The 25,709-nt window shown below is 37.1% G+C and carries 23 protein-coding genes; 5 read left to right on the forward strand and 18 right to left on the reverse strand.

What is annotated here, in order from left to right; genetic code table 11:
• Positions 1-12 precede the first annotated feature (12 nt).
• The 5 genes from G504_RS0102255 to G504_RS0102275 all read right to left on the reverse strand — a co-directional run bounded on the left by G504_RS0102255 (position 13) and on the right by G504_RS0102275 (position 5,382).
• Complete coding sequence (locus G504_RS0102255) at positions 13-576, reverse strand: L-threonylcarbamoyladenylate synthase (RefSeq protein ID WP_019668506.1); 564 nt, start codon at positions 574-576, stop codon at positions 13-15.
• A 14-nt stretch (positions 577-590) separates the two neighbouring features.
• Positions 591-1,529, reverse strand: a complete 939-nt coding sequence (locus G504_RS0102260) for a glycosyltransferase family 2 protein (protein WP_019668507.1) — start codon at positions 1,527-1,529, stop codon at positions 591-593.
• On the reverse strand, positions 1,516-3,366 hold the full coding sequence (locus tag G504_RS19045; RefSeq protein WP_019668508.1) for a glycosyltransferase family 9 protein: 1,851 nt from the start codon (positions 3,364-3,366) through the stop codon (positions 1,516-1,518). The genes G504_RS0102260 and G504_RS19045 overlap by 14 nt, the downstream gene beginning before the upstream one ends.
• Positions 3,367-3,673: 307 nt before the next feature.
• Positions 3,674-4,471 (reverse strand): glycosyltransferase family 2 protein, encoded by a 798-nt coding sequence (locus tag G504_RS0102270; protein WP_040443755.1) that lies wholly within the window; start codon positions 4,469-4,471, stop codon positions 3,674-3,676.
• Between the two features lie 95 nt (positions 4,472-4,566).
• Positions 4,567-5,382 carry a 2,3,4,5-tetrahydropyridine-2,6-dicarboxylate N-succinyltransferase gene (locus G504_RS0102275; protein ID WP_019668510.1) on the reverse strand — a complete coding sequence of 272 codons (816 nt, stop codon included), beginning with the start codon at positions 5,380-5,382 and terminating at the stop codon, positions 4,567-4,569.
• A gap of 101 nt (positions 5,383-5,483) precedes the next feature.
• On the opposite strand from G504_RS0102275, the gene ruvX reads away from it, so the two are divergent.
• The 3 genes from ruvX to G504_RS0102290 are packed head-to-tail and all read left to right on the forward strand — an operon-like array spanning position 5,484 to position 6,969.
• The gene (ruvX, locus tag G504_RS0102280; protein WP_019668511.1) at positions 5,484-5,894 is read left to right on the forward strand and encodes a Holliday junction resolvase RuvX; all 411 of its coding nucleotides are present in this window, start codon (positions 5,484-5,486) and stop codon (positions 5,892-5,894) included.
• Between the two features lie 4 nt (positions 5,895-5,898).
• Positions 5,899-6,489 (forward strand): peptide deformylase, encoded by a 591-nt coding sequence (gene def, locus G504_RS0102285; protein ID WP_019668512.1) that lies wholly within the window; start codon positions 5,899-5,901, stop codon positions 6,487-6,489.
• A 51-nt stretch (positions 6,490-6,540) separates the two neighbouring features.
• Positions 6,541-6,969, forward strand: coding sequence for a DUF5606 family protein (locus tag G504_RS0102290; RefSeq protein ID WP_019668513.1), 429 nt, complete (start codon positions 6,541-6,543; stop codon positions 6,967-6,969).
• A gap of 12 nt (positions 6,970-6,981) precedes the next feature.
• Here the strand turns inward: G504_RS0102290 and G504_RS0102295 are convergent, their stop codons facing one another.
• From G504_RS0102295 to G504_RS19750, 4 genes are all read right to left on the reverse strand, one after another.
• Positions 6,982-8,598: a family 20 glycosylhydrolase gene (locus G504_RS0102295; protein WP_019668514.1), complete on the reverse strand. Its 1,617-nt coding sequence runs from the start codon at positions 8,596-8,598 to the stop codon at positions 6,982-6,984.
• Between the two features lie 10 nt (positions 8,599-8,608).
• Complete coding sequence (locus G504_RS0102300; protein WP_019668515.1) at positions 8,609-9,256, reverse strand: GDSL-type esterase/lipase family protein; 648 nt, start codon at positions 9,254-9,256, stop codon at positions 8,609-8,611.
• A gap of 255 nt (positions 9,257-9,511) precedes the next feature.
• Positions 9,512-10,750: a serine hydrolase domain-containing protein gene (locus G504_RS0102305; protein WP_019668516.1), complete on the reverse strand. Its 1,239-nt coding sequence runs from the start codon at positions 10,748-10,750 to the stop codon at positions 9,512-9,514.
• 33 nt (positions 10,751-10,783) lie between these two features.
• Entirely contained in the window at positions 10,784-10,954 is a 171-nt protein-coding gene (locus G504_RS19750; protein ID WP_169336888.1) for a hypothetical protein, read from the reverse strand.
• A gap of 106 nt (positions 10,955-11,060) precedes the next feature.
• Between G504_RS19750 and G504_RS0102310 the strand changes: the two genes are divergently transcribed.
• Both G504_RS0102310 and G504_RS0102315 read left to right on the forward strand, forming a co-directional pair.
• A complete protein-coding gene (locus tag G504_RS0102310) occupies positions 11,061-13,133 on the forward strand; it encodes a carbohydrate binding family 9 domain-containing protein (RefSeq protein ID WP_205619651.1) in 2,073 nt (690 codons plus the stop codon).
• A 128-nt stretch (positions 13,134-13,261) separates the two neighbouring features.
• Positions 13,262-13,843 carry a 3-keto-disaccharide hydrolase gene (locus G504_RS0102315; protein ID WP_157473004.1) on the forward strand — a complete coding sequence of 194 codons (582 nt, stop codon included), beginning with the start codon at positions 13,262-13,264 and terminating at the stop codon, positions 13,841-13,843.
• A 39-nt stretch (positions 13,844-13,882) separates the two neighbouring features.
• Here G504_RS0102315 and G504_RS0102320 read toward each other — a convergent pair whose 3' ends face one another.
• The 9 genes from G504_RS0102320 to G504_RS0102360 form a co-directional block, all read right to left on the reverse strand.
• Complete coding sequence (locus G504_RS0102320) at positions 13,883-15,889, reverse strand: DUF349 domain-containing protein (RefSeq protein ID WP_019668519.1); 2,007 nt, start codon at positions 15,887-15,889, stop codon at positions 13,883-13,885.
• 148 nt (positions 15,890-16,037) lie between these two features.
• Positions 16,038-16,790, reverse strand: a complete 753-nt coding sequence (locus G504_RS0102325) for a shikimate dehydrogenase family protein (protein ID WP_019668520.1) — start codon at positions 16,788-16,790, stop codon at positions 16,038-16,040.
• On the reverse strand, positions 16,768-17,784 hold the full coding sequence (locus tag G504_RS0102330) for a DUF368 domain-containing protein (RefSeq protein ID WP_019668521.1): 1,017 nt from the start codon (positions 17,782-17,784) through the stop codon (positions 16,768-16,770). The genes G504_RS0102325 and G504_RS0102330 overlap by 23 nt, the downstream gene beginning before the upstream one ends.
• Before the next feature lie 12 nt (positions 17,785-17,796).
• Positions 17,797-18,720 carry a DUF368 domain-containing protein gene (locus tag G504_RS0102335; RefSeq protein WP_019668522.1) on the reverse strand — a complete coding sequence of 308 codons (924 nt, stop codon included), beginning with the start codon at positions 18,718-18,720 and terminating at the stop codon, positions 17,797-17,799.
• Between the two features lie 30 nt (positions 18,721-18,750).
• The gene (locus tag G504_RS0102340; RefSeq protein ID WP_019668523.1) at positions 18,751-20,151 is read right to left on the reverse strand and encodes a tetratricopeptide repeat protein; all 1,401 of its coding nucleotides are present in this window, start codon (positions 20,149-20,151) and stop codon (positions 18,751-18,753) included.
• 99 nt (positions 20,152-20,250) lie between these two features.
• Positions 20,251-21,432 carry an aspartate aminotransferase family protein gene (locus tag G504_RS0102345; RefSeq protein WP_019668524.1) on the reverse strand — a complete coding sequence of 394 codons (1,182 nt, stop codon included), beginning with the start codon at positions 21,430-21,432 and terminating at the stop codon, positions 20,251-20,253.
• Between the two features lie 5 nt (positions 21,433-21,437).
• Positions 21,438-23,156, reverse strand: coding sequence for an OstA-like protein (locus G504_RS0102350; RefSeq protein ID WP_019668525.1), 1,719 nt, complete (start codon positions 23,154-23,156; stop codon positions 21,438-21,440).
• Between the two features lie 70 nt (positions 23,157-23,226).
• Positions 23,227-24,603: a c-type cytochrome domain-containing protein gene (locus G504_RS0102355; protein WP_019668526.1), complete on the reverse strand. Its 1,377-nt coding sequence runs from the start codon at positions 24,601-24,603 to the stop codon at positions 23,227-23,229.
• 25 nt (positions 24,604-24,628) lie between these two features.
• Entirely contained in the window at positions 24,629-25,693 is a 1,065-nt protein-coding gene (locus G504_RS0102360) for an NHL repeat-containing protein (protein ID WP_019668527.1), read from the reverse strand.
• Positions 25,694-25,709 lie beyond the last annotated feature (16 nt).

The raw sequence follows: 25,709 nt of genomic DNA on the forward strand, positions 1-25,709 counted from the left end.
TTTCCCCCTGTTTTACTTTCGGATAATTTTTACAATTCCATCATTACCCAATTTAATAATCGAAGAAGGTGAATTGTTAATTTTTTTCTGTTCCAAATTTACCACATAGTCCACACCTTTTAAAATCAATTCACTTATTTCTGAAAAACTTCCGGGTGTCGGTTCACCTGCAATATTTGCAGAAGTTGAAACAATGGGTCTATTGAATTTTTTAATTAATTGCTGACAAAAATTATCAGATGCTACTCTAATTGCCAGCGTATTGTCCTCAGCAATAAGATTATCGGCAACGCCTCTGGGGTTGTCATAAATAATAGTAACCGGTCGTTCGGAGAGATCCATGATGTCATAAGCAGGTTCAGGGACTTTCTCTACATATTGTTCGAGCATGAACTGATTGGCAACCAGACAGATCATTGTCTTTTTATCTGACCTTTTTTTTAATTTGAATATTTTCTCTATTGCTTCTTTGTTGGTTGCATCACAACCAATACCCCAAACTGTATCTGTTGGATAAAGAATAAGGCCGCCCTCATTCAGAATTGTAATTGAGTTATCAATTTCTTTTTTAAACATTGAATGGTTTTCTGTCAGATAATACGCTGCTCATGCTTCAATGACTTACCTAAGGGGAGTCCTATTAATATACGATGGAATAATCTGAAATATTTAGGTTTTATAATAGATACAACCCCGTAGCGAAAAATAAAAAATATTCGCAATATTTGATAGTGCAAATACCCGTAATTCTTTCTTATAACGTAGAACATAGAGGTTTTAAGTTCAATTTTAGTTTTAATATTCCAGGAAGTATTTCCAATGCTCTTTCCCTGATAATGTAGGTAAGATGCAGAGGGGATAAAATAGGTTTTTTTGCTTTTCTTCTTTAACCTGTAACATATATCACTTTCTTCGAAGTAAAGGAAAATATTTGTATCAAACCCTCCTACAGAATCAAAATCCTTAGCCCTAAAAAACATGAAACTGCCATTTACATAATCTACAGATAATGGCTTGGTATAGAGCTTTCGTCTGTTGGGCTTGGTCCCCGGAAAAATAAATTCCAACATTTTTTTGCCAAAAATTTCCCTTCCAAGAGAAGTGAAATGATCGAAACTAACCTCTTTTATCTGATGCTCATTAAAGATTTGTGGTCCGCATAAAGCCGCATCCTTCGTCTTTTCCATAAAATCAAAACATATTTTTATGGGATCGTTTATTAGCAAAGTGTCGTTGTTTAAAAAGAGGTAATACTTCGAATTGGCAAACTGAACAGCATACATGTTGCCGCCGCCAAAACCAGTATTTATCCTGCTCCTGTAAAGCCGCACATTAGAATACTTCAGCCCAGAAATATAATTCTTCAACTCTGCATAATCTTCCTTTTTGGACGCATTATCAACAATAATAATTTCGTAGGATACAGTACTAGTCGTGTTTTTCAAAACACTTTTAACGCACTCCCGCGTAAACTCATAGGAATTGTAATTAATGATGATTACCGATAAATCGAATTTAGTACTTCTCATTTAATGAATTATCTAGAATGGCATTCCTGCAGTACTTTTTCAGAAAAAGTAATAACTGGTCTTCAAATAGAGTGGGTTTATAATAATCGTACAGCGAATCAATAACTTTTTTGATTTTCTTTTTGTTCATGTTGACAAATAATTCAGGGTGATAATCATTAAGATGAATAGCTGTGTTCAATAACGATGTGCTATCATGCCAGGCCGCTTTAACAATGTAGGGACTAAAAAGACAAAATGTAGGTATTCCAAGCGCCTTAGCCATGTTGGCGGCCCCTCCTTCGTTTCCAATCAGGGCATTACACTGGGAGAGAATCAGAATAAATTCTCTTAAAGAAGTTGCGTAAAAATCAAAATATATTTTTGATTTGGATACTTCGTTGCACTGGTCATAAATAGCCCTGGCCTCATCTTTTTGATTTGGTAAATAGTTAAAAAGGATGATGCCATCAGTATTTGAACAAATTAAATCAACAACTTTGGACATATAGTGAGCGGGATAAGTTTTTAAGGCACTACTACCTAATATACTTATCATGATTAATTTCTGCTTAGAATTTGTTTTTAATGCACTAACTTTTTGTTTGGCCAGAACAATTTCCTCCTTACTGAGGTATAATTTAGGTGAGATGGAGTAGTCATTGAACTCAGGAGCGATTGGATTAAGTAATTCCAATCTGATTTTGTTGGCAAGTGAATTCTCTTTGTCGGCTTGTTTGCTTTCATTTACCGTATCGGTGTACACCCAGGATTTATACCACCTGTAATGAGCTATTTTACGCTCAGCCCGGGCAAAAAGTGAAATTAGGTTGCTTTCTAATTTACCGTATGCATCTATTACTACATCATAGGATTGTTTTCTAATCGATCTTAAAAATAAATAAAAGGCTTTTTTATTTTCGCTAAACTCCTTTTTAAATACAATGATTTGGTCTATATGCGGATTGTTTTCCAAAACAGCCAGAGTATTTTCATTTGCAACGTAATGAACGGTACATTCGGGGTACAATTGTTTTAGAGTACGACAGATAATGGTACTTGCCAGTACATCCCCTATCATTTTTTGCTGAAGAACAAGAAATTTCATGTTTTCCTTATTCTTTTTAAGAACAACTGCGTTTTCAGGAGTGCTTCTTTGATCTATATGCACACAGGCTGCGCTGTATCTGAGTTGCTTGGACCTTATTCCATGATTTTGTAAATGTTCTGTAGTGAGATTGCCTATACCTTCATTATTCTCTTTAATACCAAAAACCTTAACTAAATCTTTTTTCCATCCTGAAGAATTGTGTTCGTTCCAGCTGTACTTTACAGGAGTTAGGGCGTCATGAAATTTTGATATAAATCTTCTTGCCCTACTCCTGGTTCCTTTGGATAATTTTGTTATTCCTTTTCTCTTAAGCCAGTCTATTTTGAAGCAATTTTGTTCTTCTATGTCCTTTTGCGTTAAAGTCTCGGATATATGCAAAGGCAACAAATAAGAGACTCCGGAAATTATTGTATTGGGTTCCTTATTTATGTAGTGAACCTGAACCAGATCCTCTCTGGGAATACAATTGCCTTCGGTTAATAGGATATAATCTGTATTAGATGATAATATGGCCTCATTCAATATTTTCCCTTTCTGAAGCCCATTACCTTCGCGCCAAATATGACTTATCTCAAAGCGCATACTGGTTTTTATTTTTTCAACCAATTCTTTAGTTGGTTTCGGTGACCCTTCATCGGCAATAATCAATTCAAAATCCTTGTAAGTCTGGCAATTGAAGCCCCAAAGAACCTTTTCCAACAATGCGGGTTGGTCGGAGGTCCTTACTATAACACTTACAGTATTCATTAAAAATTATTTGCTTTTACTGGTAATACAAATGTAGTTTTTTGCCTAGCATATCCTAATATGCTTTCCAAAATAATGAGGAGATTAAACAAAGGATACTGTGTTAGACCCAATAAAAAGATATTCACCGGGCACTCATTATACCTAAAAAATGCTTTGACTTCAGCGGGATGTTTAAAGTAAAATTTCGCTTATAGAAATACTTAAAATACCTGAAAATAGTAAAAACTTAAAAAATATAAGAGGTTAGTAATGCCAGCTTTATGGATGTACTCAATGATGTAATGGAAAATATGAGTGACACAACTTATTCTGTGATAGCTAAATAATAAGCCAGTTGATTTTTTGTCTCCAATCGTTTTAATTCTCTGTAGCGCTCCAGAACGCCGAGTGAATCAAGGTAACAGATTATAATCCCTTTTTTGCCATCTAGTATACCTAAGCGAAAGATATAGCGATGCAAAAATTTCCAACTTGGCTTAAGGATCATATAGGCATAATTAAATTTCTTCTCTTTGAAAAATGATTCTTTGGCCTTTAATCTGCCATAGCTTATTATTTTATCTTTATATTCCCGAAAATTTTTATAGCAATAATGGATGAGCTTTTCACTTAGAATTCCTGAAGAACCATCAACATCCAGAGTCTCATGCACTAATTTTTCTTCAGAAAATTTAACTTTACTTTTTCTAAACAAGCGATAATTCTTATCTGTTTGCCATCCGCTAAATCGCAAGGATTTATTCTGGAACATAAACTTCCTGTAAAACCAGTAAGCAGCGTGTTCAGGAGTAGAGTTCAGGGTTTCAATAATCTCATTTTTAAGATTTTCGGGAACAACCTCATCGGCATCCAAAAATAGAACCCAATCATTGGCGGCCTGTTTTAGAGCAAACGATTTTTGTAACGTAAAGTTGTCAAAAGGATGTTGAATTACCTTTACATTTTCTAAATTGAGCAGATATTCATACGTTCCATCTGTGCTAAAGGAATCAACTACAATTATTTCATCTGCAAAATCTATTGATTGGATACACTTTTCTATGTATCCAATTTCATTATATGTAATAATTACAGCTGATATTTTCTCTTCGGAACTATTCATTTTTTCAATGATATATGCAGTTTTCCTGAACAATTAACAAAGTTATAACTATAAATAAGAGAAAATATTATTGAAAACAATATTTTTTGAAAAAATTAAACTGCTACATTATATTCCCTTAGGGCTTCATTAAGTGAAGTTTTTTTGTTTGTACTTGCTTTACGTACACCAATAATCAGAGCACAGGGCACCTGATATTCCCCTGCAGGAAATTTTTTGGTATAGCTTCCGGGGATTACCACGGATCTCGCTGGCACCAGACCTTTCCGCTCTATAGGTTTATCTCCGGTAACATCAATTATTTTTGTGGAAGCAGTTAATACCACATTTGCTCCCAATACGGCTTCCTGTTCAACCCTAACACCCTCAACAACAATACATCTACTGCCAATAAAGGCATTGTCTTCAATTATTACAGGGGCCGCCTGGAGGGGTTCTAAAACTCCCCCAATACCAACGCCGCCACTTAAATGAACATTTTTTCCAATTTGAGCGCAGCTCCCAACAGTGGCCCAGGTGTCAACCATAGTGCCTTCATCTACATAGGCGCCAATATTAACATAACTAGGCATCAGGATCGTACCTTTAGAAATGTATGAACCGTGTCTGGCAACGGCATGAGGAACAACACGTATCCCTTTGCGCTTGTAACCTCTCTTTAGCGGAATCTTATCGTGGTATTCAAAAATACCTGCTTCAAGAGTCTCCATTTTTTGAATTGGAAAGTAAAGTACAACTGCCTTTTTAACCCATTCATTTATTTGCCAACCACCTTTTACAGGTTCTGCACATCGTAATTTTCCATCATCAATTAACTGAATGACCTCTCGTATGGCTTCTTGTGTTTTAGCTTCTTTAAGCAGTTCTCTGTCTTCCCAGGCTTTTTCAATAGTATTTCGGAGTGTAGTCATAATGTCAGAATAATTTGCGCAAATATAGGGGGTAACTATTAATAAATCTTTAATTTTTATAGGCGTAACAATTTATCCCGTATTTTTGCAAAAAAATTGATTTGGCGAGAATTATTGCACTGGACTATGGTAAACAACGCACTGGGATAGCCGTTACGGATGAGTTACAGCTTATTGCTTCCGGCTTAACTACGGTGAACACCAAAGAACTTTTGCAGTTTCTTAAGGATTATGCAGCCCGGGAAAAAATTGCCCGCATAGTTGTTGGTGAACCTAAACAACGAGATAATTCACCATCTGAATCGGAAGAAGCTATTCAGGTATTTTTGAAAAGGTTAAAAGAATCTTTCCCATTAATTCCTGTTGATCGGCAGGATGAACGGTTTACATCAAAACTTGCTTTTCAAACCATGGTCAATTCCGGGCTTAAGAAGAAAAAACGTCAGAATAAGGGATTAATAGATGAGATTAGTGCGACCCTTATTTTACAATCGTATTTAAACAGAATATAGTAGAATGACTTTATCTATTTTAGCATATGGAGACCCTGTTTTAAGAAAAACAGGCAAAACAATAACCAAAGATTACCCCCAACTAAAGGAATTAATTGCCAATATGTGGGAAACCATGTATAATGCAAATGGCGTTGGGCTGGCTGCTCCGCAAATTGGACTTCCAATTCGATTATTCCTGGTGGATACCGGACCTTTTGCTGAGGATGATGAATTAACTCCGGAAGAACAAGAGGCTCTTAGAAATTTTAAAAAAGTATTTATTAATGCAAAGATTGAGCAGCAATCCGGCACTAATTGGACTTTTAACGAAGGCTGTCTTAGTATTCCTGATATTCGTGAGGATGTAAGTCGCCTGGATACTATTGAAATTAGCTATATGGACGAAAATTTCAAGCCGCATAAAGAGACCTATAATGGCCTTTTAGCCAGAGTAATACAACACGAATATGATCATATTGAGGGGATCCTTTTTACAGATAAACTATCCAGTCTTAAAAAAAGGCTGCTTAAAGGTAAACTTACCAATATCTCAAAAGGTAAAATAAATGTGGATTATAAAATGCGTTTCCCTGATTTAAAAAAGGTGCGCTAAATACATGGGATTAACTTCATAGAGCGCAAAGCTTTATGTTATATACTATATATGAGTTTAGATAAAATACTTTCCATAGGGGGGAGACCCGGGCTTTACAAATTACTGACCCAAACCAGAACCAGACTTGTTGCCGAGTCTCTTCTCGACAATAGAAAAGTTACTGTGGGTATGAGCAGCAATGTGAGCGTACTTTCCGAAATTGCTATTTATACCTTAGAGGAAGAACTTCCGCTAAGAGCTGTGTTCGAAAAAATTCAACTCAAGGAAAAAGGAGGTAAAACCTCCGTAAAGCACAAAGATGACAAATTAAGTCTTGAGGAATATTTTTTTGAGGTATTGCCAAATTATGATGAAGACAAGGTCTATGTTAGTGATATAAAGAAAGTTATTCAATGGTATAATATTTTACACGATCATGGAATAACAGATTTTACCGAACCTGAAGAAGAATCCGGCACAGCAGATGTAAAGGATTAAATTTCCAAATAACTAGTCTTTTTCGATCTCCTTATACGAAAATTTACTTTTTTTCCAATCGATTAATTCGGATGGGTAATATTTTACATTCATGCGGTCTAAATAGGGTGCCTGGTTGGCAAGCCGGACCTTAAAGTCATCCCAGTTTCGGTTTTCTTCAGTACTCCAACTCAATTCAGAATATCCGATGACCCTTGGAAATGCAAGATATTCCAATTCATCAATATTGCTAATAGTTTCGGACCAAAGTGGAGCTTCAACACCTAAAATACTTTCCTTTGGAATACCTGCATAACTATCCGGAGACCAAACATAAGCCGTATCTACAGGGATATAGGCCGCCCAATGTAATCCATATTTAGAAAGGGTGTCATATTGCATATCCAAATATGCTTTCGTGGCAGGAGAAAGAATGACTTTCATTCCTTTTTGAACCGCTTCTTCAACATTTTCCCGGCTGGCCCAAAACTGGGCAATGGATGTACTATCAAGATCCGCGGTAGCTACTTCATCCCAGCCTATCATTTGTTTCCCGTATTTCTGTACAATCTTTTCAACTTTATTTACAAAGTAGATGTAATCATTTTTTTTGGTAACATGGCTTTCATCCCCGCCAATATGGATGTATGGCCCAGGGGTTATAGCAGAAATCTCGCGAATTACATCATCCACAAACGAATAAATAGTATCCTTTCTGGTGTCAAAGGTGCTAAAACCAACAGAAGTACCCTCATATAATTCAGGTGTTTTTCCATTGCCATTTAGAATAGGGTAGGAGACCGAAGCTGCATTAGTATGCCCGGGCATATCAATTTCAGGAATTATCATCATATATCGTTGCTGTGCATAGGCCACAAGTTCTTTATAATCTTCCTGTGTAAAGAAACCGCCCGCTTCTCCGCCAACTTCCGTGCTGCCGCCCACCTCGGTTAGCTTCGGCCAGGATTTAATTTCTATACGCCACCCCTGGTCATCTGTCAGATGGAGGTGCAATACATTGATCTTATAGTATGCCAGAATATCAATATATTTTTTAACATCATCAACACTGAAGAAATGACGAGCAACATCCAACATAGAACCACGGAATTCAAAATTAGGCTCATCCAATATCTTTCCTGTGGGAATAGGCCATAAAGGCATCTCAGCAAGTGTGTCATTACTGGTTTCAGGGATTAGCTGCCTAAGGGTCTGTATTCCTCGAAATGCACCTTCAGATGTTTTTGCATTAACTATAATTGAATCTTTGGAAATATATAACTGGTATGCTTCCGGGCCTTCAAGTTCCTCACTATCAGATTGGTTTATAAAGATCATTCGGCTAACTTTACCTGCATCTGCCGCGTTTACAGGCAATCTTAAATTTGTTTTTGATTTTATTTTATCTGCAAGATAGGAGCCTACTCCCTCAAAACTTTTGTCGGATTGTGATGTATAGATCGCCGTTGTATGATCCAATCCAAAGGCATTGTGAGTAGGTATAATTTTAAGCGGTTTTGGGATCAAATTTTCTGAACCCAGATCTGTTGGTGGAAAATTTATTTCTTTCACCTTATTCTCCTGGCATGCCAAGAAGGTGACCAATGCAATTAGCAGGACAAACGATTTAATTAGAGTTGATTTTATCATTATTTTATTTTTATTGAATATAATTACTGATTATTTGATTCCATAATTCATACCCTTTTGAATTCAGGTGCAGACCATCCTCGATGAATATGTCCTGCCTTAATTTCTTTCCGTCAAGCATGATATTCCAGATATTGGCGTAATCAATTTTCTGCTCTTTTTTGCCTAATCGACAAAACTTTCGATTTAGTCTTTTGTATTTTCCTTTTAGATGCCAGCGAGCCAGACTGGGTTTGGCAGAAATAATTACGATCCAGGTGTCTGGATTACTATTTTTAATTTTTAATATAATTTCTTTGAATACTGTAATTATGTCCTTGGGTTTTTTATTGGCATTTATATCGTTATCTCCCTCATATATAAATACTTTTTTTGGATTGAATTGTAATATCAATTCATCTGTATATGTCAATAAATCAGAAGACTCAGAGCCACCAAAACCTGTATTTACAATTTGGTATTGAGGATAAATTCCCTGAAGATCTTTCCATAATCTAATGCTTGAACTACCTGTAAAAACTATGGTCTCCCTGGTATTGTCCCATAGGGTGTCGTACTTTCCCTGAATTTCCTGAATTTCTTCCTCAAAGCGGGAAGCGTCCTGGGCAAGAACAGAAATACTTATAAGCGCAAAGAAAATAACCGGAAAAAGTTTCATGTCTTAAAAAAAAAGCAAGATACTTTTAATTAGGGGAAAGTTCAACAATTTTGGAATAATAGAAAGTAGTTCTTCCTTTGGAAAAATGGTCCAACACCAATAAGGGTAGATACGAAGCAACATTTTCCATAATCTTTTATACAATTTGAAAACCCTACTGAACCAGGGCCTCAACAGTAGGCACCAGCCTATATTTTAAGACAAAAGCGATTGTTCCTTTTTCATATACCTGGTATTTTAGTTCTAAAAATTTGCCTAGTTTTCCTCTACCAGTGCCTGATAAACAAATTGCGAAAATTTTTTGCCATAGTAGTTACTATATGGCTGAACCTGAGTCATTAAGATGGCTATTAAATCTTCTTTTGGATCTATGAAAAAGTAGGTGCTGTATGCTCCGCTCCAATAAAATGCTCCTTTGGAACCAAGAGCTTTACTATTAGCAACATCTGTGGTTATTCCAAAACCAAGACCAAATCCTTGTCCATCATATAAGTCACCTACCTGGTTCATTGTCATTAATTCCACTGTTTTGGGGCTCAATAATTGTTTGCTGTTGGCTTTACCACCGTTGAGCATCATCCGACAAAATTTCATATAGTCATCTGCCGTGGAAAAAAGTCCGTGAGTACCTCCATAGACCATATTACCTTCTATGGGCAACTGTTGTTTAGAGTTTATTAATTTTCCTTCCTCACTAATATTATGAACAGGAACCCATCTGCCCTTGTCGTTAACAGGTATATTATATCCGGTATCCTTCATGTCTAAAGGATCAAAAATTCTAATTTGAAGGAATTCCGCTGTAGTCATTCCGGAAAAATGTTCAATTAGCAGAGACAATACATCAGGGGAAGCGCTATAATGCCACTGCTCTCCGGGATTACCTATAAGGGGTAAGTCTATAAGTGTGTTAACCCTGCTTTCGATGGAGGTTTGGGGCTCAACGTAAATGGCCTGGGCAATTTCATTGTCCAGGGTTGTGCCGCCAATGCCATGGGTAAACCCGGCCGTGTGTGTCAGCAGTTGATGAATAGTAATTTCAGATTTTGCAGGTACTGTGGCACCATTTATTCCTTTATTTACGTCAATAGATACTTTGAAGTCTTTAAACTGGGGGAGATATTTTGAAACAGGATCTGTGAGAAAAAAATACCCTTCCTCATACAGCATTAAAAAGGCGGCCGAGATTATTGGCTTGGTCATAGACATAATATGAAAAATATTGTCTTGTTGCATCGGTTCCTTTGCTTCCCAACTGCTGTATCCATAAGCCTCTTTTTGTACTATCCGGCCATTACGGTATATATAGGAAACTGCCCCGGGTATTCTCCCTTCCGCTATTTCAGTATTTAAAAATTTTGAATACCTGTCAAGACGTATTTCTGAGAATCCTGAGATCGTTTCATCGGATACAGTTGAAGACTGCCCAAAAGTAAATACAAATGAAAATAGAAGAAATAGAAACTGGAAATCGGAATAAGTTGGTTTTTTCATAGTTAGATATTTATAGTCTTTAAATATAAAAATTTAAGTTGGTTTAATCTGGTAATCCATTGTTTTGTCTTCCTTATCAGAAATATCGCAGGAACAAATAATTCTTTGATAAAGCTCCCTTGTAATTTCGAAAATATTGGTACTTTTAAATAACCAGACTAACCACCATCTCATGCGGGTTACGTATTTTTTATTCTTCTTCATTTATATTTTTTATGGTACGTCATATCTCCATTGCCAGGTTGCAGCTTCCACCTATGATACTAAAGATCGGCCTGTAGCCAGAGCGATTCCAATTAATATAAAACCCGTGATAGACGGGGAAGTAATGGATGATGAAATATGGAAACAAATAACCCCCTTTGGGGATATGTATCAGGTTCAGCCTAATTTTGGAAATCCTGCATCAGAGAAAACAGAGATTCGAATTGCATATACCCAGGAGACGTTCTTTCTTTCTGTAATTTGTTTTGATTCTCAACCAAAAAAGCTGGTAGTTTCTGATCCCAGAAGAGACGCCAATTTAGATAACACGGATGCCTTTATTTTTGTCCTGGACACGTATAAAGATGGACAGAATGGATTTGTGTTTGGAACAAACTCACTGGGAATTGAATATGATGGCCAGGTAGATAACGAAGGACAGGGCAATAGAAATGTAAACCGGCAACAATCTGGTACTATTGGTGGTTTTAACCTTAATTGGGATGCCTCATATACGGTAAAGGCACAAGTTAAGGAATATGGATGGAGCGCAGAATTTGCCATTCCGTTACGGACAATTCGTTTTCAGGCCGGGAAAGACTGGGGAATAAACTTTCGAAGAAATATTCGCAAGACGAATGAAATTGTCTATTGGGCGCAGATGCCCATCGGTTTTACATTATACAGACTGTCACTCGCCGGGACATTAACCGGATTGGAATTACGGAGCCCCGGCAATCTTAAAGTAATACCATATGTTTTGGGCAGGTTAGACAAGGACTATAGTTCTGGCGAACGCAAAACGGAAACTACACCTGAAATTGGCGGAGATATAAAATACAGCATTACACCAAGTCTCACTCTTGATCTTACTTATAATACTGATTTTGCTCAGGTAGAGGTAGATGATCAGCAGGTAAACCTCGATAGGTTTAATTTATTCTTTCCGGAAAAACGACCTTTTTTTTTAGAAAATGCCGGGTTATTTACAGTTGGAAGCCCAGGAGAGGTGGACCTTTTTTTTAGTAGGCGTATAGGGATAGGTGACAACGGAAGTATTGTTCCAATTATTGGTGGGGCAAGACTTTCCGGTAAATTAAACAGAACCAATGTGGGTTTGCTTACTATGTTTACGGATGATGTGAACGAAGCAGGGATAGAAAAAAATAATTTTACCGTAGCCCGGGTTAACCATGAATTCAAAGGAAGGACTGCTTTAGGAGGCGTTTTTGTTAATCGCTCCGGTCTGGAATCAAGCGATGATTATAACCGGACTTATTCTATAGATGGAAAACTTGGACTGGGCAGAAAGGCAAGATTATCAGGTTTTTACGCACAGACTTCAGGATCTTATGACACTATCAATGAACATGCTTTTAAATTTCAGGCTGACTATAATTGGGACAATTTGGAAATGCGTGCCGCTTACACAGAAGTAGGTCAGGGGTTTAATCCCGAAGTAGGGTTTCTTTTGCGCTCAGCATTCCGAAAACCGGAGGCCCTGGTGCTTTATCACCTCAGGCCCAGGAACGAAAATTCAAAAATATTAGAATACAGACCGCATGTATCATACCGGGGATACTGGAATTTTGATGGATTTCAGGAAACGGGTTTTTTACATATTGACAACCACTGGGAGTTTAAAAATGGCACAGAAATACATACCGGTATAAATTTGACTACAGAAGGCCTTCTCGAACCATTTGAGATTTATGAAGGCGTAATTGTAGAACCCGGAACCTATAAACATGCTGAGGGGCAGCTAGTCTTTTTCACAAATGGTTCCAAACCGGTATCTGTAAATATAAGGTCTGTATTTGGAGGTTCTTTTGGTGGTATGAGATACCTTAATACGGCAACCTTACAATTAAGATCTGGCGAAAAATTTAATGCGGGCCTTACTTATCAGTATAATAAATTTGAACTTCCGGGAGGGGATTTTACGGCAAATGTTTTTCAAACCAGATTAACTTATGCTTTTAAACCAAACGTCCTGCTGCAAGGACTTGTCCAAAATAATACAGTAAACAGACTTTGGGCATTTAATTTCAGATTTGGCTGGTTACAAAGGGCAAACACAGGACTATTTGTGGTATATAATCATAATTTACAGGACAATGACCCATTGAACAACAGTATAATTATAAAATATACCAGGATTTTTGATTTGGTAAAATAGATTTTGAATATGCCGTGTGCAGGAGAATTAAATTAGTGGTTCTGTTTTCTAAATTAAAATCAAACTTCCATAATATGGAAGAATAATTATAAATATTTATAATTTTACCAATTATAACAGTATTGATTATGATTAAAAAGTTGAGAAGTTTAGGTTTGTTTTGTGCATTACTAATGTTTAATTCCTGCGGCTTGGGTGAGAATTCCGAAAAGGTAATTTTTACGAAGGATTCAAATGATTGGTTTCAGGATGGAAGGGCAGGCTGGAATTTTGAAGAGGATCTGCTGGTTGGTTCATCTGTAGGTGGCACTGGATTTATAATGTCAAATAATAAATATCAAAATTTTACGCTATCCCTCGAGTTTTATCCTGATGCAGGTATTAATTCTGGCATATTTGTGCGATGTAAAAATAAAGAGATCTCAAACACGGACTGTTATGAGATGAATATTTGGGATTACCATCCTGATCAGGAATCAAGAACCGGATCTATTGTTACCAGGACAAAACCATTGGTAGATGTTCAGACAATTGGTAAGTGGAATAGCTATAAAATTACTTGTGATAATAACCACATCCGCACCTGGATCAATGGTAAACTAACAGCCGATATTTATGATGATGATTTAGCTGAAGGCTATATTGCCCTTCAGGCGGCCGAACCAGGAAGAATTAAATTTAGAAATGTAAAAATAGAGATACTTCAATAATTGTTTGAAATAACCAAAAGGATATTTTATGTAATAATTCTAGTTGTCTTCCGAACTGTCCGTCTCTTCTTCTGATTCAATTTCTTCTTTGTTCAGATTATGCTGCAATATGTTCAGATTTTTCAACTTTGCTTTCCATGTAACCAGAGTTTCCTTCTGACGATCTATGTTCTTCACGACATCTTTAACCAGTGGATTGTCTCCGGAAGTATTTGAAAAGAATTGTAAATTGTTTTCTAATTGGCGAATTTCGCTTAAGCTTTCATCTATTTTTCTTCGTATGAAAGTACGCTCATTGAGCAGGGCTCTTTCATTATCGGCATTCGCAAGTTTTTTGAGCTTGTCCCCGTATTTGATTAGTTCCGATTCTTGCTTGCTTACATCCAGCTTTTTGAATATGGCATCCAGAATAGTGTTGAACTTCACGTTTATATTCTTTTTATTGAAAGGAACCCGTCCATAGGTCTTCCATTCATCAATAAAAGACTTCAGTATAGCAAGGTCTTTGTCTTTATCACCGCTTAGCTGGAACGCTTTTAGTTTTTCCAGGCAAGCAAATTTTTTATCAAAGTTTGCCGTCTCCTCATTATGGGCTTTATTTTTTATTGTATGTAACCTGTCAAAATAATGATTACACGCATTTTTGAAATCATTCCATATCTTATCAGAATACTTTCGTGGCACATGCCCAATTGTTTTCCATTCTTTCTGTATTCTTTTCAATTCAGGAGTTGCAGTGTCCCAGTCTTCACTATCTTTTAAAGATTCTGCCAATTGAAGAAGCTCTCTTTTCCTTTCGAGATTTTCCTGTTGATCTTTTTTAAGTTTTTTATAATAGGCATTTTTATTTCTGTTAAACACTCTAACAGCTTCTTTAAACTCTGCCCAGGTTTGTTCATTTACATTTTGAGGTACTTTGCCGGCCTTAAAGAAAGCATCGCGCTGTGCTTCTATATCTCTTATTTGTTTTTGAAGGTCCTTGTGATTACCGGCAACATGAGATCCTATTTCAACGATTTTTTCAATAATGCTTTTTTTCTTTTCTAAGTTTTGCTCATATACCTTGTCAAGATCCTTAAAATAATCCTGTCTCCTTTGATGCATTGCTTTTGTAGCATCGCTAAAGCGTTTCCAGATTTCTTCTCTATGTTCCCTGTCAACAGGTCCTATATCCTCCTTCCAAACCTTGTGGAGAGTTTGTAATTCCCTGAATGCCTTATTGAGATCCTCTTCTTCCAGCAAAGCTTCAGCACATTCAACCAGTTTTAATTTTTCTTCTAAATTATGTTTAAAATCCAGGTCCCTCAATTCCCGGTTAAGGTGTAAGAAATCGTAAAAAATTTCAATATGATGATGGTACGTCCTCCATACGTCATTGTATTTGTTCCTTGGAATTGGTCCTGCATTTCGCCATCTTTCCAGAATATCTTTGAAATTTTTATAAGTGGTATTTATGTCTTCCTCAACATTGACGAGTCCCTTAAGCTCTTCAATAATCTCTAGTCTTTTTGCGAGATTTTCGTGTAGATTTTGCTCGAGATTCTTGTAGTATACATTTCTTTTTTCTCTGTATTCCGAATAGACCTCATTAAATTGCCTTTTTGTAACAGAATTATATCTGAAGTCAATTTCGTTACCACCTTTACTTATGAAATCTTCCTTTTTAAGTTCTAAAAAATCCTGGAATTTTAAGTCAAATTCGTGTTTTATGCCATCAACATGTTTTTTTATGGCCTGTACTTTCTCATTTCGAACCAACCTTTGCAATTCCCCAACGAGATTTTCCATGGACATGGAATGATAGTCAAGGATTGGTATGTGATGCCTCCGGGTATTGTCCTTATCTTCCGCATCTTCGGCATTAGATTCATTTATCTCATCATGAATATCTTCTTCAACCTTTTCTGACCCATCAGCGGCCACAGATTCCTTAGATTTATTATCCGGTTCAGTGCTTTTCTCTGATTCCTGATTAGATTCAGTAGTTTCTGAAATATTTTCTCCCCCTACAGTATCCTGTAGTTTATTGTCATTATTTTCCAACATTTTATTTAATGTTTCTGTGGATTTTTGCGAATCTACATTGTGAGATTCTAGCAGTATGTATAACTACAAAGGTAATCAAACTAGTTGTATGCATCAATAATTACCTTGACGTGAGGATCAGCTTTTTTTAATAATCAGCTTAGGTATATTAAGAATTCCAAATTTTCCAGGCTTTGTCGGCCTGCAGCTCCAACATTTTTGCGCCATTGCATATGGTTGCACCCCTTTGTTCTCCCGATAAGAGAAATGCGGTTTTTTCCGGGTTATAGATAAGATCAAAAAGTAAATGGTTTGAAGTCAGAAATTCATAGGGAACATCCGGCTTGGCCTCAGTATTCGGGAAAGTGCCCAGGGGTGTACAATTTATCAGTATTGTATGAGTAACAATTATTTCCTTATTTAGTTCCGAATAGCCAATCTGATCTCCAATTGGATTGCGCGAAACATACTGATATGAAATTCCTAATTCTTCTAGGACAAATGCAATAGCTTTTGAGGCCCCGCCTGTACCAAGTATCAAAGCTTTTTTATGCGACTCTGTTAAAAAGGGTTGTATAGATTTTTTAAAACCGTAAACATCTGTATTATAACCTATAAGGCCATCCTTTGTGAATTTAATTGTATTGACAGCTCCGATGCGCCTGGCGTTTTTATCTAAACTATCCAAATAAGGAATTATCTCTTCTTTGTAGGGAATAGTAACATTTAAACCCCTCAGCGTATTATTCTTTTTTATTAAAGAATGAAATTCTTCTAAACCAGGGAGATCAAAATTTTCATAGCTATAGTCTGGCAGGTTCAGAGCTTTGAACTTATTAGTAAAATAAGTTTTAGAGAAAGAGTAAGAAATATTCCTTCCAATTAGCCCAAATACTGATTTATCTTTTTTTGTTTTTGCCATACCTTTCTAATCCTATTAACAGTGCAATACCGAGTAAAACAAAAATTATTGCCCACCAGGTTTCACTATCCGTAAAAACCGGTAAATACCGTTCATAATTTTTGATAACCTTATTACCATTGGAATCAACGGCAATGTTTCCGGTTTCATCCATTATATATATTGGATTTTTCCAGGGCCATACTACACCAAGAGAACCGGTAATAAATCCTATTATAACGGCAGAGGTTATATATTTAAAGTGTTTTAACACATATCCAAGAAGATGAGACAGGGTAACGAGCCCCGTGGCAGATCCTGCGGTAAATACAGCCAGAATCTTTAAGGTTTTTAGGCGAACCTCGTTTTTTAAGAAGCTGAAATCTCCTTTTATTACCTCAGCTATAGTATCGTACAGCGAATTTACAGAATCTACCAACAGCAAAACGTAATTACCCAAAAGGATAAGAATAAATGATCCTGATAAGCCCGGAAGGGTCATCCCTGAAACACTAATAATTCCACAAAGAAAAATAAAATATAAATTATCATTCTCCTTGGCCGGACTTAAAAAACTAATTGAAACTCCAACTATAAGGCCGATAATACCAGATGTAATGGTCCCTTTATTCCAATGTTTAAAATCGCTGGCGATGTAATAGATGGAGCCTATAATCATGCCAAAAAAGGTAGACCAAACAAATAATTCTTCACGTTCGAGGAAATAGTCCAGCAATTTAGAAACACTAAAATAGCTCACTAACATTCCAAAAATGAGCAACGATAAAAATTGGCCGTTTACATACTGATAAAAACTTTTAAATCTTCCGTTAAAAAGTAATTTAAAGGCTTTTATATTGATCTTTTGAAGCGAATAAATAAACTCAACATAGAAGCCGGCGACAAATGCAACAATGCCACCAGAGACGCCGGGTACCTTATTGGCAGCACCCATTCCCAACCCTTTTATTATCAGAAATAATTTATCCAGAATGGTTCTTGGCTTCTTAGGCATTCTAATTATTTTTTACTTGTTGTTGCTTGTTGCCAGTCTTTCAAGTATAAAAATTACGCAAAATCCAAGTAACGCTATAAGAATGGCGTAGAGTAATTGATTATCACCCTCAAAATTGAAAGGAGATATATTTACTTCATTAACAGAAATAACTTTCTTGCCAAATATTTTAGTTTCCAAAACTCTTTTCCAGGGCCATATTTTATTTAGGGAACCTAAAATAAATCCTGTTAGAAGCGCCAGGGTACTGTTTTTATAATTTTCAAACATCCATTTTAGAAGCCTGGCAAAGCTTAAAAGACCGAAAACAGCGCCTAGAGCTACCGTTGCAATAATATATAATTCTCTCTGGTGTACAGCATCCAAAATAGTTTTATAAGAGCCCAGCAGCACGAGTATGAATGCTCCGGAAATCCCCGGAAGAATCATTGCACACACCGCAAGAGCTCCGGAAAAGAATAAGTAAAGTAAACTCTGGGAATTTTCCGTAGGTGGCAGTGTAGTAATATAATATGCTATGGCCGCTCCCAGAAAAAAAGCTGTAATGATACCTAAATTCCAGTTTTCAATAGCCTTCGCAATAAAAAAAATACTGGCAAAGACCAATCCAAAAAAGAAGGACCATAGTAAAATGGGTTGGTTAACCAATAACCAACTAATCATTTTGGCTAATGAAAAAACGCTGATTAATATTCCTGAAAAAAGTGCAAGTAAAAAGTTTCCATTAATCGCTCTCCAAAAACTTTTAAACCCCTCATTTCTGAAAATCTTAAATTTGGAAAAATTCAGACCATTTATGGAGGTTATTAGTTCCTCGTAAATCCCGGAAATAAATGCTATAGTGCCACCTGAAACTCCCGGGACTACATCTGCAGCGCCCATTGCAATTCCCTTAAGAGAAATTATAATGTAACTTAATAAATTGCGATTGTTCATTAAAAAAATAAAAAAACAAAAATAGTTTTTTTATTCGGAAGCCTTTTTAATATTACTAATTATGTTTTGAGTCCAGATGGAGTTGTAATATTCAGGAAACGCGTTCTCAAAAATGGAAAGTTTAGAGATATCTAATTTCAATGCATTTATAAATCTGAATTTTGCCTGTTCAGAATCACTTAATATAAGGTATAAGCCAGCCATTCTATATTCTATTTCAGCCTCTTCAGGATAAAACTGCAGACCCTGAATCAAAATTTGTATGGCAGAATCAACATCACTGTTTTTTTTAACGACTTCTGCCCAGTTCAACCAGGTATCTAACTCATAATTCCCCAGATCTACTGCTTGTTTATAAGAAAAATCAGCTTCGTCCAGGTTTTGAAGGACAAAATGAATTTTCGCACATTTTTTCCAATATAAGGCATTTTCACCATCAATATTAATAGCCTTATTTATATAATATAAAGCTCTTTCGTAATTTTTTTTACGAATATAAAAATCAGTTATTGCCAACCAGCCTTTGTCCAGCAGTGGATCCTCATGCACAGTTTGGTAGAAATAGAATTTTGCCAGTTCATCGTTATCCAGCTTTTCATGACATTTGCCAATTCTTAAGTACGCATGTGAGGTCGGATCTTCTATTTTTATTGTTGTTTCATAATTTTCAATTGCCTCGTTGTGCTTACCCATTTTTTCAAGCACCTTACCTTTCTCAAAATAGGCGCCGATAAAAGAATCATCGGCAATTATCGCAAAGTCGAATGCCGCTAATGCCTCGGAAAACATTTCCTTAGTATAATACTGCTTGCCCAATTGATGCCAGGCAACCTGGCAATATGGGTTTCTCTCCAGAAAATCATTTAAAAAAGTTATAGCACCTTCATAATCCTCCATGAATTCAAAACAGTAAACCACATTATAGAGAGAAGAATAATCCTGTTCGTCAAAGGAAACACATTTAATAAAATTATTTTTGGCCTTTTCAAAATTATCCATAAACAGGTACTCCATACCCAATAATGAATAAATGTCAAAACTATCATCAGATATTTCCAAAGCCTTTTCCAACATATCCACAGCAGCCTCGTGATTGTCTTTTTTTGAGTAGATATTTGCGCGCTGAATATATATTTCCTCGTTTGTACTATCCATCAATTGAAGTTCATCTAAAAGCTTTTCAGCAACTTCCAAATTGTTTTCAAATACTAGGACTTCTATATCCAGGAGCCTTAGATTCATTGCTCCGGGATGCTGTTTAAGCCCAATTTTAATGGCCTTTTTGGCAAGGGAAATTTTGCCGTTATTTAAATAGTGGTGAATAATGTCTTCAAAATCTTCCGCATCAAAGAAATATACGTCATCCGTCTTTAACATGGATTCAAACTTTGCGACTGGTTGATTTGGACTTTCGTTATGTTCTAACGCCATAGGAGGGTGCTTGGTTATTCTATGGACTTAAAAATAGTCTTTTTGGAACTATCCTTAATTCCGCTTCAGGGCTATATTATTAACAAAATAGTTAACAAATTATTGCTCTAACTCATTTAAAGTCTGCATTATTATGTTGCAGCCTTGATCAATTTCCTCAATGTTTATGGTTAGTGGTGGGGTAATGCGAACGGCTCTTGATTCGAAAAGCAGCCAAAAAAGAATCAGATTCTTTTTTGCACAAGAAAGTATTAGCTTATTGGCAATTGCTGCGTCTTTCATAATAAGAGACAGCATCAGACCCTTGCCTCTAATCTCTTCTATATATGGGTGTTTTAACCTGGATCTTAGATGTTTTTCCTTTTCGAGTGTTTCCGGTATTATACTACCATTCGTTAATTCTTTAAGTGTGGCCAGTGCTGCCGCTGCTATCACGGGATTACCACCAAAGGTTGTTATATGACCTAATTTGGGAGAATTACTCAATGATTTCATCATTTCATGCGAAGCCGTAAATCCGCCTATTGGTAGTCCTGAAGCCATACCTTTACCCATTACCAGAATATCGGGCACGCATTGGTAGTGCTCGAAGGCAAATAATTTACCTGTACGTCCGAACCCGGGTTGTATCTCATCCAGGATCAATAAGGCGCCAACTTCCCTGCAACGGTCCTTTACCTTTTTCAGATATCCTTCTTTTGGCATTATAAAGCCTGCACCACCCTGAATAGTTTCGAGAATAACTGCAGCTGTATCACTTGAGATTTTATAAAGATCTTTCTCGGAATTAAATTCCAAAAAAGAAATATCTGGAATTAATGGTCTGAAAGGAGCTTTTCTCTCCTCAAAACTCATAAGGCTCAGACTACCCAGCGTATTTCCATGATACGCATTTTTAGCGGCGATCAGTTTAGAACGCCCTGTAAATCGTCTGGCCAGTTTTATAGCACCTTCTATTGCCTCGGTCCCTGAATTTACGAGGTAAGTTGTTTCGAGCTCTTCTGGTAATAGTGAGGCCAGATATTTGGTGAGTTCCACGGATGGTTCCTGTATGAATTCACCATATACCATTACATGCATATATCTGCCGGATTGCCGCACCACGGCTTCTACCACTTTTGGATGACAATGGCCAAGACTGCAAACCGAAACCCCTGCCACAAAATCTAAATGGCTATTTCCCTGTTTATCATAAATATAGCTGCCCTTGGCGTGGGATACTTCCACGGCCAGAGGGTGTGGAGTCGTTTGAGTCTGATATCTGAAAAAATCGTCCTTCATGGCAACTATTCCTTTTTTGGATAGGCGGATTCTTTTGTAGGAATAAGACCTTTTATTGAACTGGGTTTTGTTACTGGGTCCTCTTTATTTTCCTCATCATCTTGCCCCTTCTCTTCAAGATCGAGACGGTTATCCACTCCTTTTATCTTCACCAGTTGAATATTATTATCATCCTCATCAAAAATATCATCTTTGCTCATTATTCGTTCGTCTCCACGCCATATAAAGCCTTTTAGTTTTCTGCTACTCTCAGGAAGATCCTTTTCGGGAAAAATATCTCCATCCGGATTAGTAAAAAAAGTAATATCCTCAATTTCATTTTTGGCTAATAATAACCTGATTTCGCTGCAAATGGTTTTATTTATACCTATAAGTTCATTGTCGTCATTGTACATATAATAAATAACTTCGGTATTCTTAACCAGGTCTACAATTTTTAGTGAATTATCTATAAACTTTCCGAAGAGATCTTTGCCCTTAGCCTGGTTGTAACCTTTCATGCTTATGCTGTCAAGCGAGATTATAAATGCATTGTTTATTACTTTTAGGGAATCCAATTTTTCAGTTTCCATATCCGAAATAATATAGATGCTGTCACCGGTCATCTGGTTGTCTACATTCCATAGAACCGGCTCTTTTATCAATTGGGTTATTCCCGAAGATTGATCAAAGTGTATTGAGTCGCATTTACCACTTAAATCCGTCTTATAGAATTTTGCATTTCTGAAAGCCCTTAAAATTCGATGATCGGGTTTACCTGTAAGAAGTAAGGTATCTCCATGCATATAAAGTGAATCCTGCTCAACCAGGCTAATAGACACAGCCCGCTTTGTAGCAAACACAGAGTCTTTGGCTTTATACACCTCGGCATAGTGTGCCCTGATTACGCCATTATTTACGGTATCAGTAACAACAATATTATTTGTGGCCGAAGCAAATTCTGTTGCTTTGTCAAAATAAACACTATCCCCTTCAATGATACGGTTGTTATAATCTATTCTTGTATTTTTTATGCCGTAACCACTTTCTATTTTGGTATCATAATAGCCTCGTTCACAATATATCTTATAAGTCTTTCCTGTTATAGTTGAAGGCCCGTACATATAGGCATTCTTAGAATTTTGATAATAGTCTAATTGTTTGGAATCTATTGTGTATTCAGGGTTCTGGATGTGTACGTTGTCTACAAACTGAAATTTTTCCGGTACCATAAAGTACCTTCCTATTTCACTGGTAAGTGTATTGGCAGAATCAATAATAGTACCAGAACTTGTATAATATGATTCCTGTTTTTCACGGTCAAAGTAGAGTGTGTCTGTCATGAGGGTCATGCCCTTGCCGGTTCCTGTGCCACTACCTGTATTTTTTAAAACTACTTTCTCCCAGGCCTTTGCCAGTCGCGTATTGCCATCATAATTAATTTTTCCGCTGTTCATATGAATGGAATCACCCTGCTTCATACGGATGTTGCCAATTGCCCTTAATTTATTTTCTTTTTGATAAAAGATAGCTATATCACACCAAAGATCGGCACCCTGGTGTTCAAACTGAACCTGTCTTTCATCTTTGCTGAAAATAGATGCCCCGGGAAATTGAGCTTCGTCTTTCGTGAAATTTGCACCATATACGATATTAATTTGTTTAACTTCTTCCTCGGGCACTTCCTGGGCTGACCCCAGGCAAATGAAGGACAAAAATACATTTAGGAGGAAAAATCTGATCAAGACCCAAAATTTTGTTCAAAAATAGGATAAATTAAAAGAGAAGCATAAGTATTAGCATGGTTTTAGGATTTCATTCAGAGGAAACTCCAATTTCCACTTCCAGGTCTGTTCTTTCATTCTGCAAGGCTTTTGCATTTTTGTATGTTACCCCGGTACCCCATAAGTAAACTCTTCTTAATTGCGTCATATTTTTGATGAATGACAGGCAAGAATCCGTAACATTAGTCCCATACAGATTTAAAGACTCAAGATGTTCCAACGCTCCAAGAAGCTCTACAGAATCATCGGATACCCTTGTTTTTTGCAGTTCTAATCTGGTAAGGTTAGGAAATTTCGATATTATTGAAACCCATTCATCCTTTATGTCCGTTCCTGCAAGGGACAACCAGGTAATGTTTTCCCCTGAATCAGCAAGCTCAGTCAGTTTTGCCATGGTAAGTTTCCCTCCGGAGAATTTGATATCTAACAAGGGGTTTCCATAGCCCAAAGGTTTAACCGAGAAGCCCTCATCCACCAAAGATTTTAGCCGCAAGCTATCTGCTGCCGGTATTTTTACAGATTCATACCAGGGTTTTGGTTGCGTATCCAAACCGAACAATCTTTGAATAACCTTTTGCATGGATATAGGAATTTCGTGCCCGGCGAGTTCCTTCTCAAAATCTGCTCCATTGTTTATCCACCATTCCAGTAGTTTTATTTCATCATAGGAAAGTGGTTCACCATTGGGCGGCATAAATTTCTCATTCTCCTGCCGCAGTGTTACTCTTCGGAAAATTTCACTTTCCGGAGTATTCCCAGGAGCTATTACGGGGCCGTTTTCACCACCTTCCATAAATAAGTCTGCCAGGTACATATTAAGTCCACCTCTTTGTTCCTCGTTGTTATGACAACCTATACATTTGGTGGCCAGCATAGGATAGATCATATCCCTGTAAACTACTACGGAATCAATATTTTCCAGTTGTGGCAATGAATTTTCCTTTTTCTCTTCTCCAAAAAGCTTTTGCAGGGATTCTGGTGCATAGGCCAGCAGGTAATCTTCTCCATGGGTAAGGGTTCCTCCTAAATGGCCTTCAACCAATATTAGTCCAATAACCAGATAGGTAATGCTGTTATTGACCAGTTTCGGAAAGTGTTTCGAACTTTGCTTTATCCACCACCCAAAGCTGGCAAGGGCTGCCAGGCCAATGCCGAGCCATCTGTGCCAAAAAATACTAGCTTCTGCATACTCGCCATTTTCAGCCAAAAGCCAACCGCAAAGGGCCGCTAAATTTGCGCTAATTGCTCCCAGCAACCAGGCATAGGTAATAAGCTTACTGTTTTCTTTTCCTTCTTTCTTACCCTGATACCATTCGATAAGGATAGCCAGGAGTAAAAATCCGATTGGCAGGTGCACAAGGAGCGGATGAAATCTGCCAAAAAATGTAACAATATCCAGTGCAAGCATATGTATGGCTGATTCTTATAAAGGTTTAAATTCTGTTGAGTTTAATTGGATATGTCTTTCCTGAAGCCCATTGCGGAACGTATAAATTACTGTCACTGTCTACCAGCACATCGTGCGGATTGCGAAATGTTTGCCCATCGTATTGTGGTGGAGTCAATACGCCATCATTATATTCCGGGGCGCCGCCACCGGGTAGGGAAACAATTTTATTGTTCTCATCCAAAACCGCCAGCATGCCATCATAGCTGTCCCATGTTTTTGTAACGATGACTGCAAAATAAATATTACTACCGTGTATAACAGGTCTGCAAATAGAACAACCGGGTAGGGGTATGGTTTCCAGATGATCGCCATCCAAAGAAAAACGCTTAAATTCATTTGCCGCTCGGGAGGTAATCAATAGGGTAGGATTTTTCGAATCTCTGTAATCTACGGTTATACCGTGACAACAATTAAATGAATCTGCTGTTTCCCCTTTACCGCCAAAATGTCTGATATATTCGCCATTGGCACTATATTGCAATATGTAATTCTCACCGTATCCATCAGCAATATATAAATCTCCATTGGGCCCTACAGCGGTCTCTGTGGGTTTAAATTGCTCATCCCTGGAATAGCCTGGAACTTCTTTTGGTCTTTCAAGGGTCATTAAGATCCTTCCATCCAGAGTTGTTTTAAATACTTTGTTGATATCGGGATCGGTAATAAAAAGAAACTGCTCATTTCCCTCCCCTGTAATTGTTAGGCCGTGGGCCCCGGGAAAATCTCTTCCCCAGGAATCCAACACTTTTCCAGACCTGTCGTAGATCAGAATATTATTGTTGTTTTCGCCTGTAGTGGTCATAAAGATCCTGCCTTTATTATCCAGAACCATTTCATGGCAGTCGTTCACAGGAACCCTGGATGGGTCTTGTACCCCCCATTCTTTGTCAACCTCATACTGAAAGTTGCCATGACCTACAATACCTGACTTTGAGCCTTTATCAAATGCTTTGGCTCCGTAAATCAGCTCTGGTGCCATAGCACTTGCTGCAACTGCCAACGCAGATTTTTTAATAAAACTTCTTCTCTGGTTTTTTGGCGTTCCCATGATTACATATTTTAGT

The organism is Eudoraea adriatica DSM 19308 (genome assembly GCF_000382125.1).
Classification (GTDB): domain Bacteria; phylum Bacteroidota; class Bacteroidia; order Flavobacteriales; family Flavobacteriaceae; genus Eudoraea; species Eudoraea adriatica.

Bases quoted from the DNA above. Each gene is read 5' to 3' on its own strand.
- G504_RS0102290 (WP_019668513.1), top strand. From the start codon at position 6,541: ATGAGTTTAGATAAAATACTTTCCATAGGGGGGAGACCCGGGCTTTAC.
- G504_RS0102320 (WP_019668519.1), bottom strand. From the start codon at position 15,889: ATGTTGGAAAATAATGACAATAAACTACAGGATACTGTAGGGGGAGAA.
- G504_RS0102275 (WP_019668510.1), bottom strand. From the start codon at position 5,382: ATGACTACACTCCGAAATACTATTGAAAAAGCCTGGGAAGACAGAGAA.
- G504_RS0102355 (WP_019668526.1), bottom strand. From the start codon at position 24,603: ATGCTTGCACTGGATATTGTTACATTTTTTGGCAGATTTCATCCGCTC.
- G504_RS19750 (WP_169336888.1), bottom strand. From the start codon at position 10,954: ATGAAGAAGAATAAAAAATACGTAACCCGCATGAGATGGTGGTTAGTC.
- G504_RS0102315 (WP_157473004.1), top strand. From the start codon at position 13,262: ATGATTAAAAAGTTGAGAAGTTTAGGTTTGTTTTGTGCATTACTAATG.
- G504_RS0102300 (WP_019668515.1), bottom strand. From the start codon at position 9,256: ATGAAACTTTTTCCGGTTATTTTCTTTGCGCTTATAAGTATTTCTGTT.
- G504_RS0102305 (WP_019668516.1), bottom strand. From the start codon at position 10,750: ATGAAAAAACCAACTTATTCCGATTTCCAGTTTCTATTTCTTCTATTT.
- G504_RS0102360 (WP_019668527.1), bottom strand. From the start codon at position 25,693: ATGGGAACGCCAAAAAACCAGAGAAGAAGTTTTATTAAAAAATCTGCG.
- G504_RS0102255 (WP_019668506.1), bottom strand. From the start codon at position 576: ATGTTTAAAAAAGAAATTGATAACTCAATTACAATTCTGAATGAGGGC.
- G504_RS0102260 (WP_019668507.1), bottom strand. From the start codon at position 1,529: ATGAGAAGTACTAAATTCGATTTATCGGTAATCATCATTAATTACAAT.
- G504_RS0102330 (WP_019668521.1), bottom strand. From the start codon at position 17,784: ATGCCTAAGAAGCCAAGAACCATTCTGGATAAATTATTTCTGATAATA.
- G504_RS0102335 (WP_019668522.1), bottom strand. From the start codon at position 18,720: ATGAACAATCGCAATTTATTAAGTTACATTATAATTTCTCTTAAGGGA.
- G504_RS0102270 (WP_040443755.1), bottom strand. From the start codon at position 4,471: ATGAATAGTTCCGAAGAGAAAATATCAGCTGTAATTATTACATATAAT.
- G504_RS0102295 (WP_019668514.1), bottom strand. From the start codon at position 8,598: ATGATAAAATCAACTCTAATTAAATCGTTTGTCCTGCTAATTGCATTG.
- G504_RS0102345 (WP_019668524.1), bottom strand. From the start codon at position 21,432: ATGAAGGACGATTTTTTCAGATATCAGACTCAAACGACTCCACACCCT.
- G504_RS19045 (WP_019668508.1), bottom strand. From the start codon at position 3,366: ATGAATACTGTAAGTGTTATAGTAAGGACCTCCGACCAACCCGCATTG.
- def (WP_019668512.1), top strand. From the start codon at position 5,899: ATGACTTTATCTATTTTAGCATATGGAGACCCTGTTTTAAGAAAAACA.
- G504_RS0102340 (WP_019668523.1), bottom strand. From the start codon at position 20,151: ATGGCGTTAGAACATAACGAAAGTCCAAATCAACCAGTCGCAAAGTTT.
- G504_RS0102325 (WP_019668520.1), bottom strand. From the start codon at position 16,790: ATGGCAAAAACAAAAAAAGATAAATCAGTATTTGGGCTAATTGGAAGG.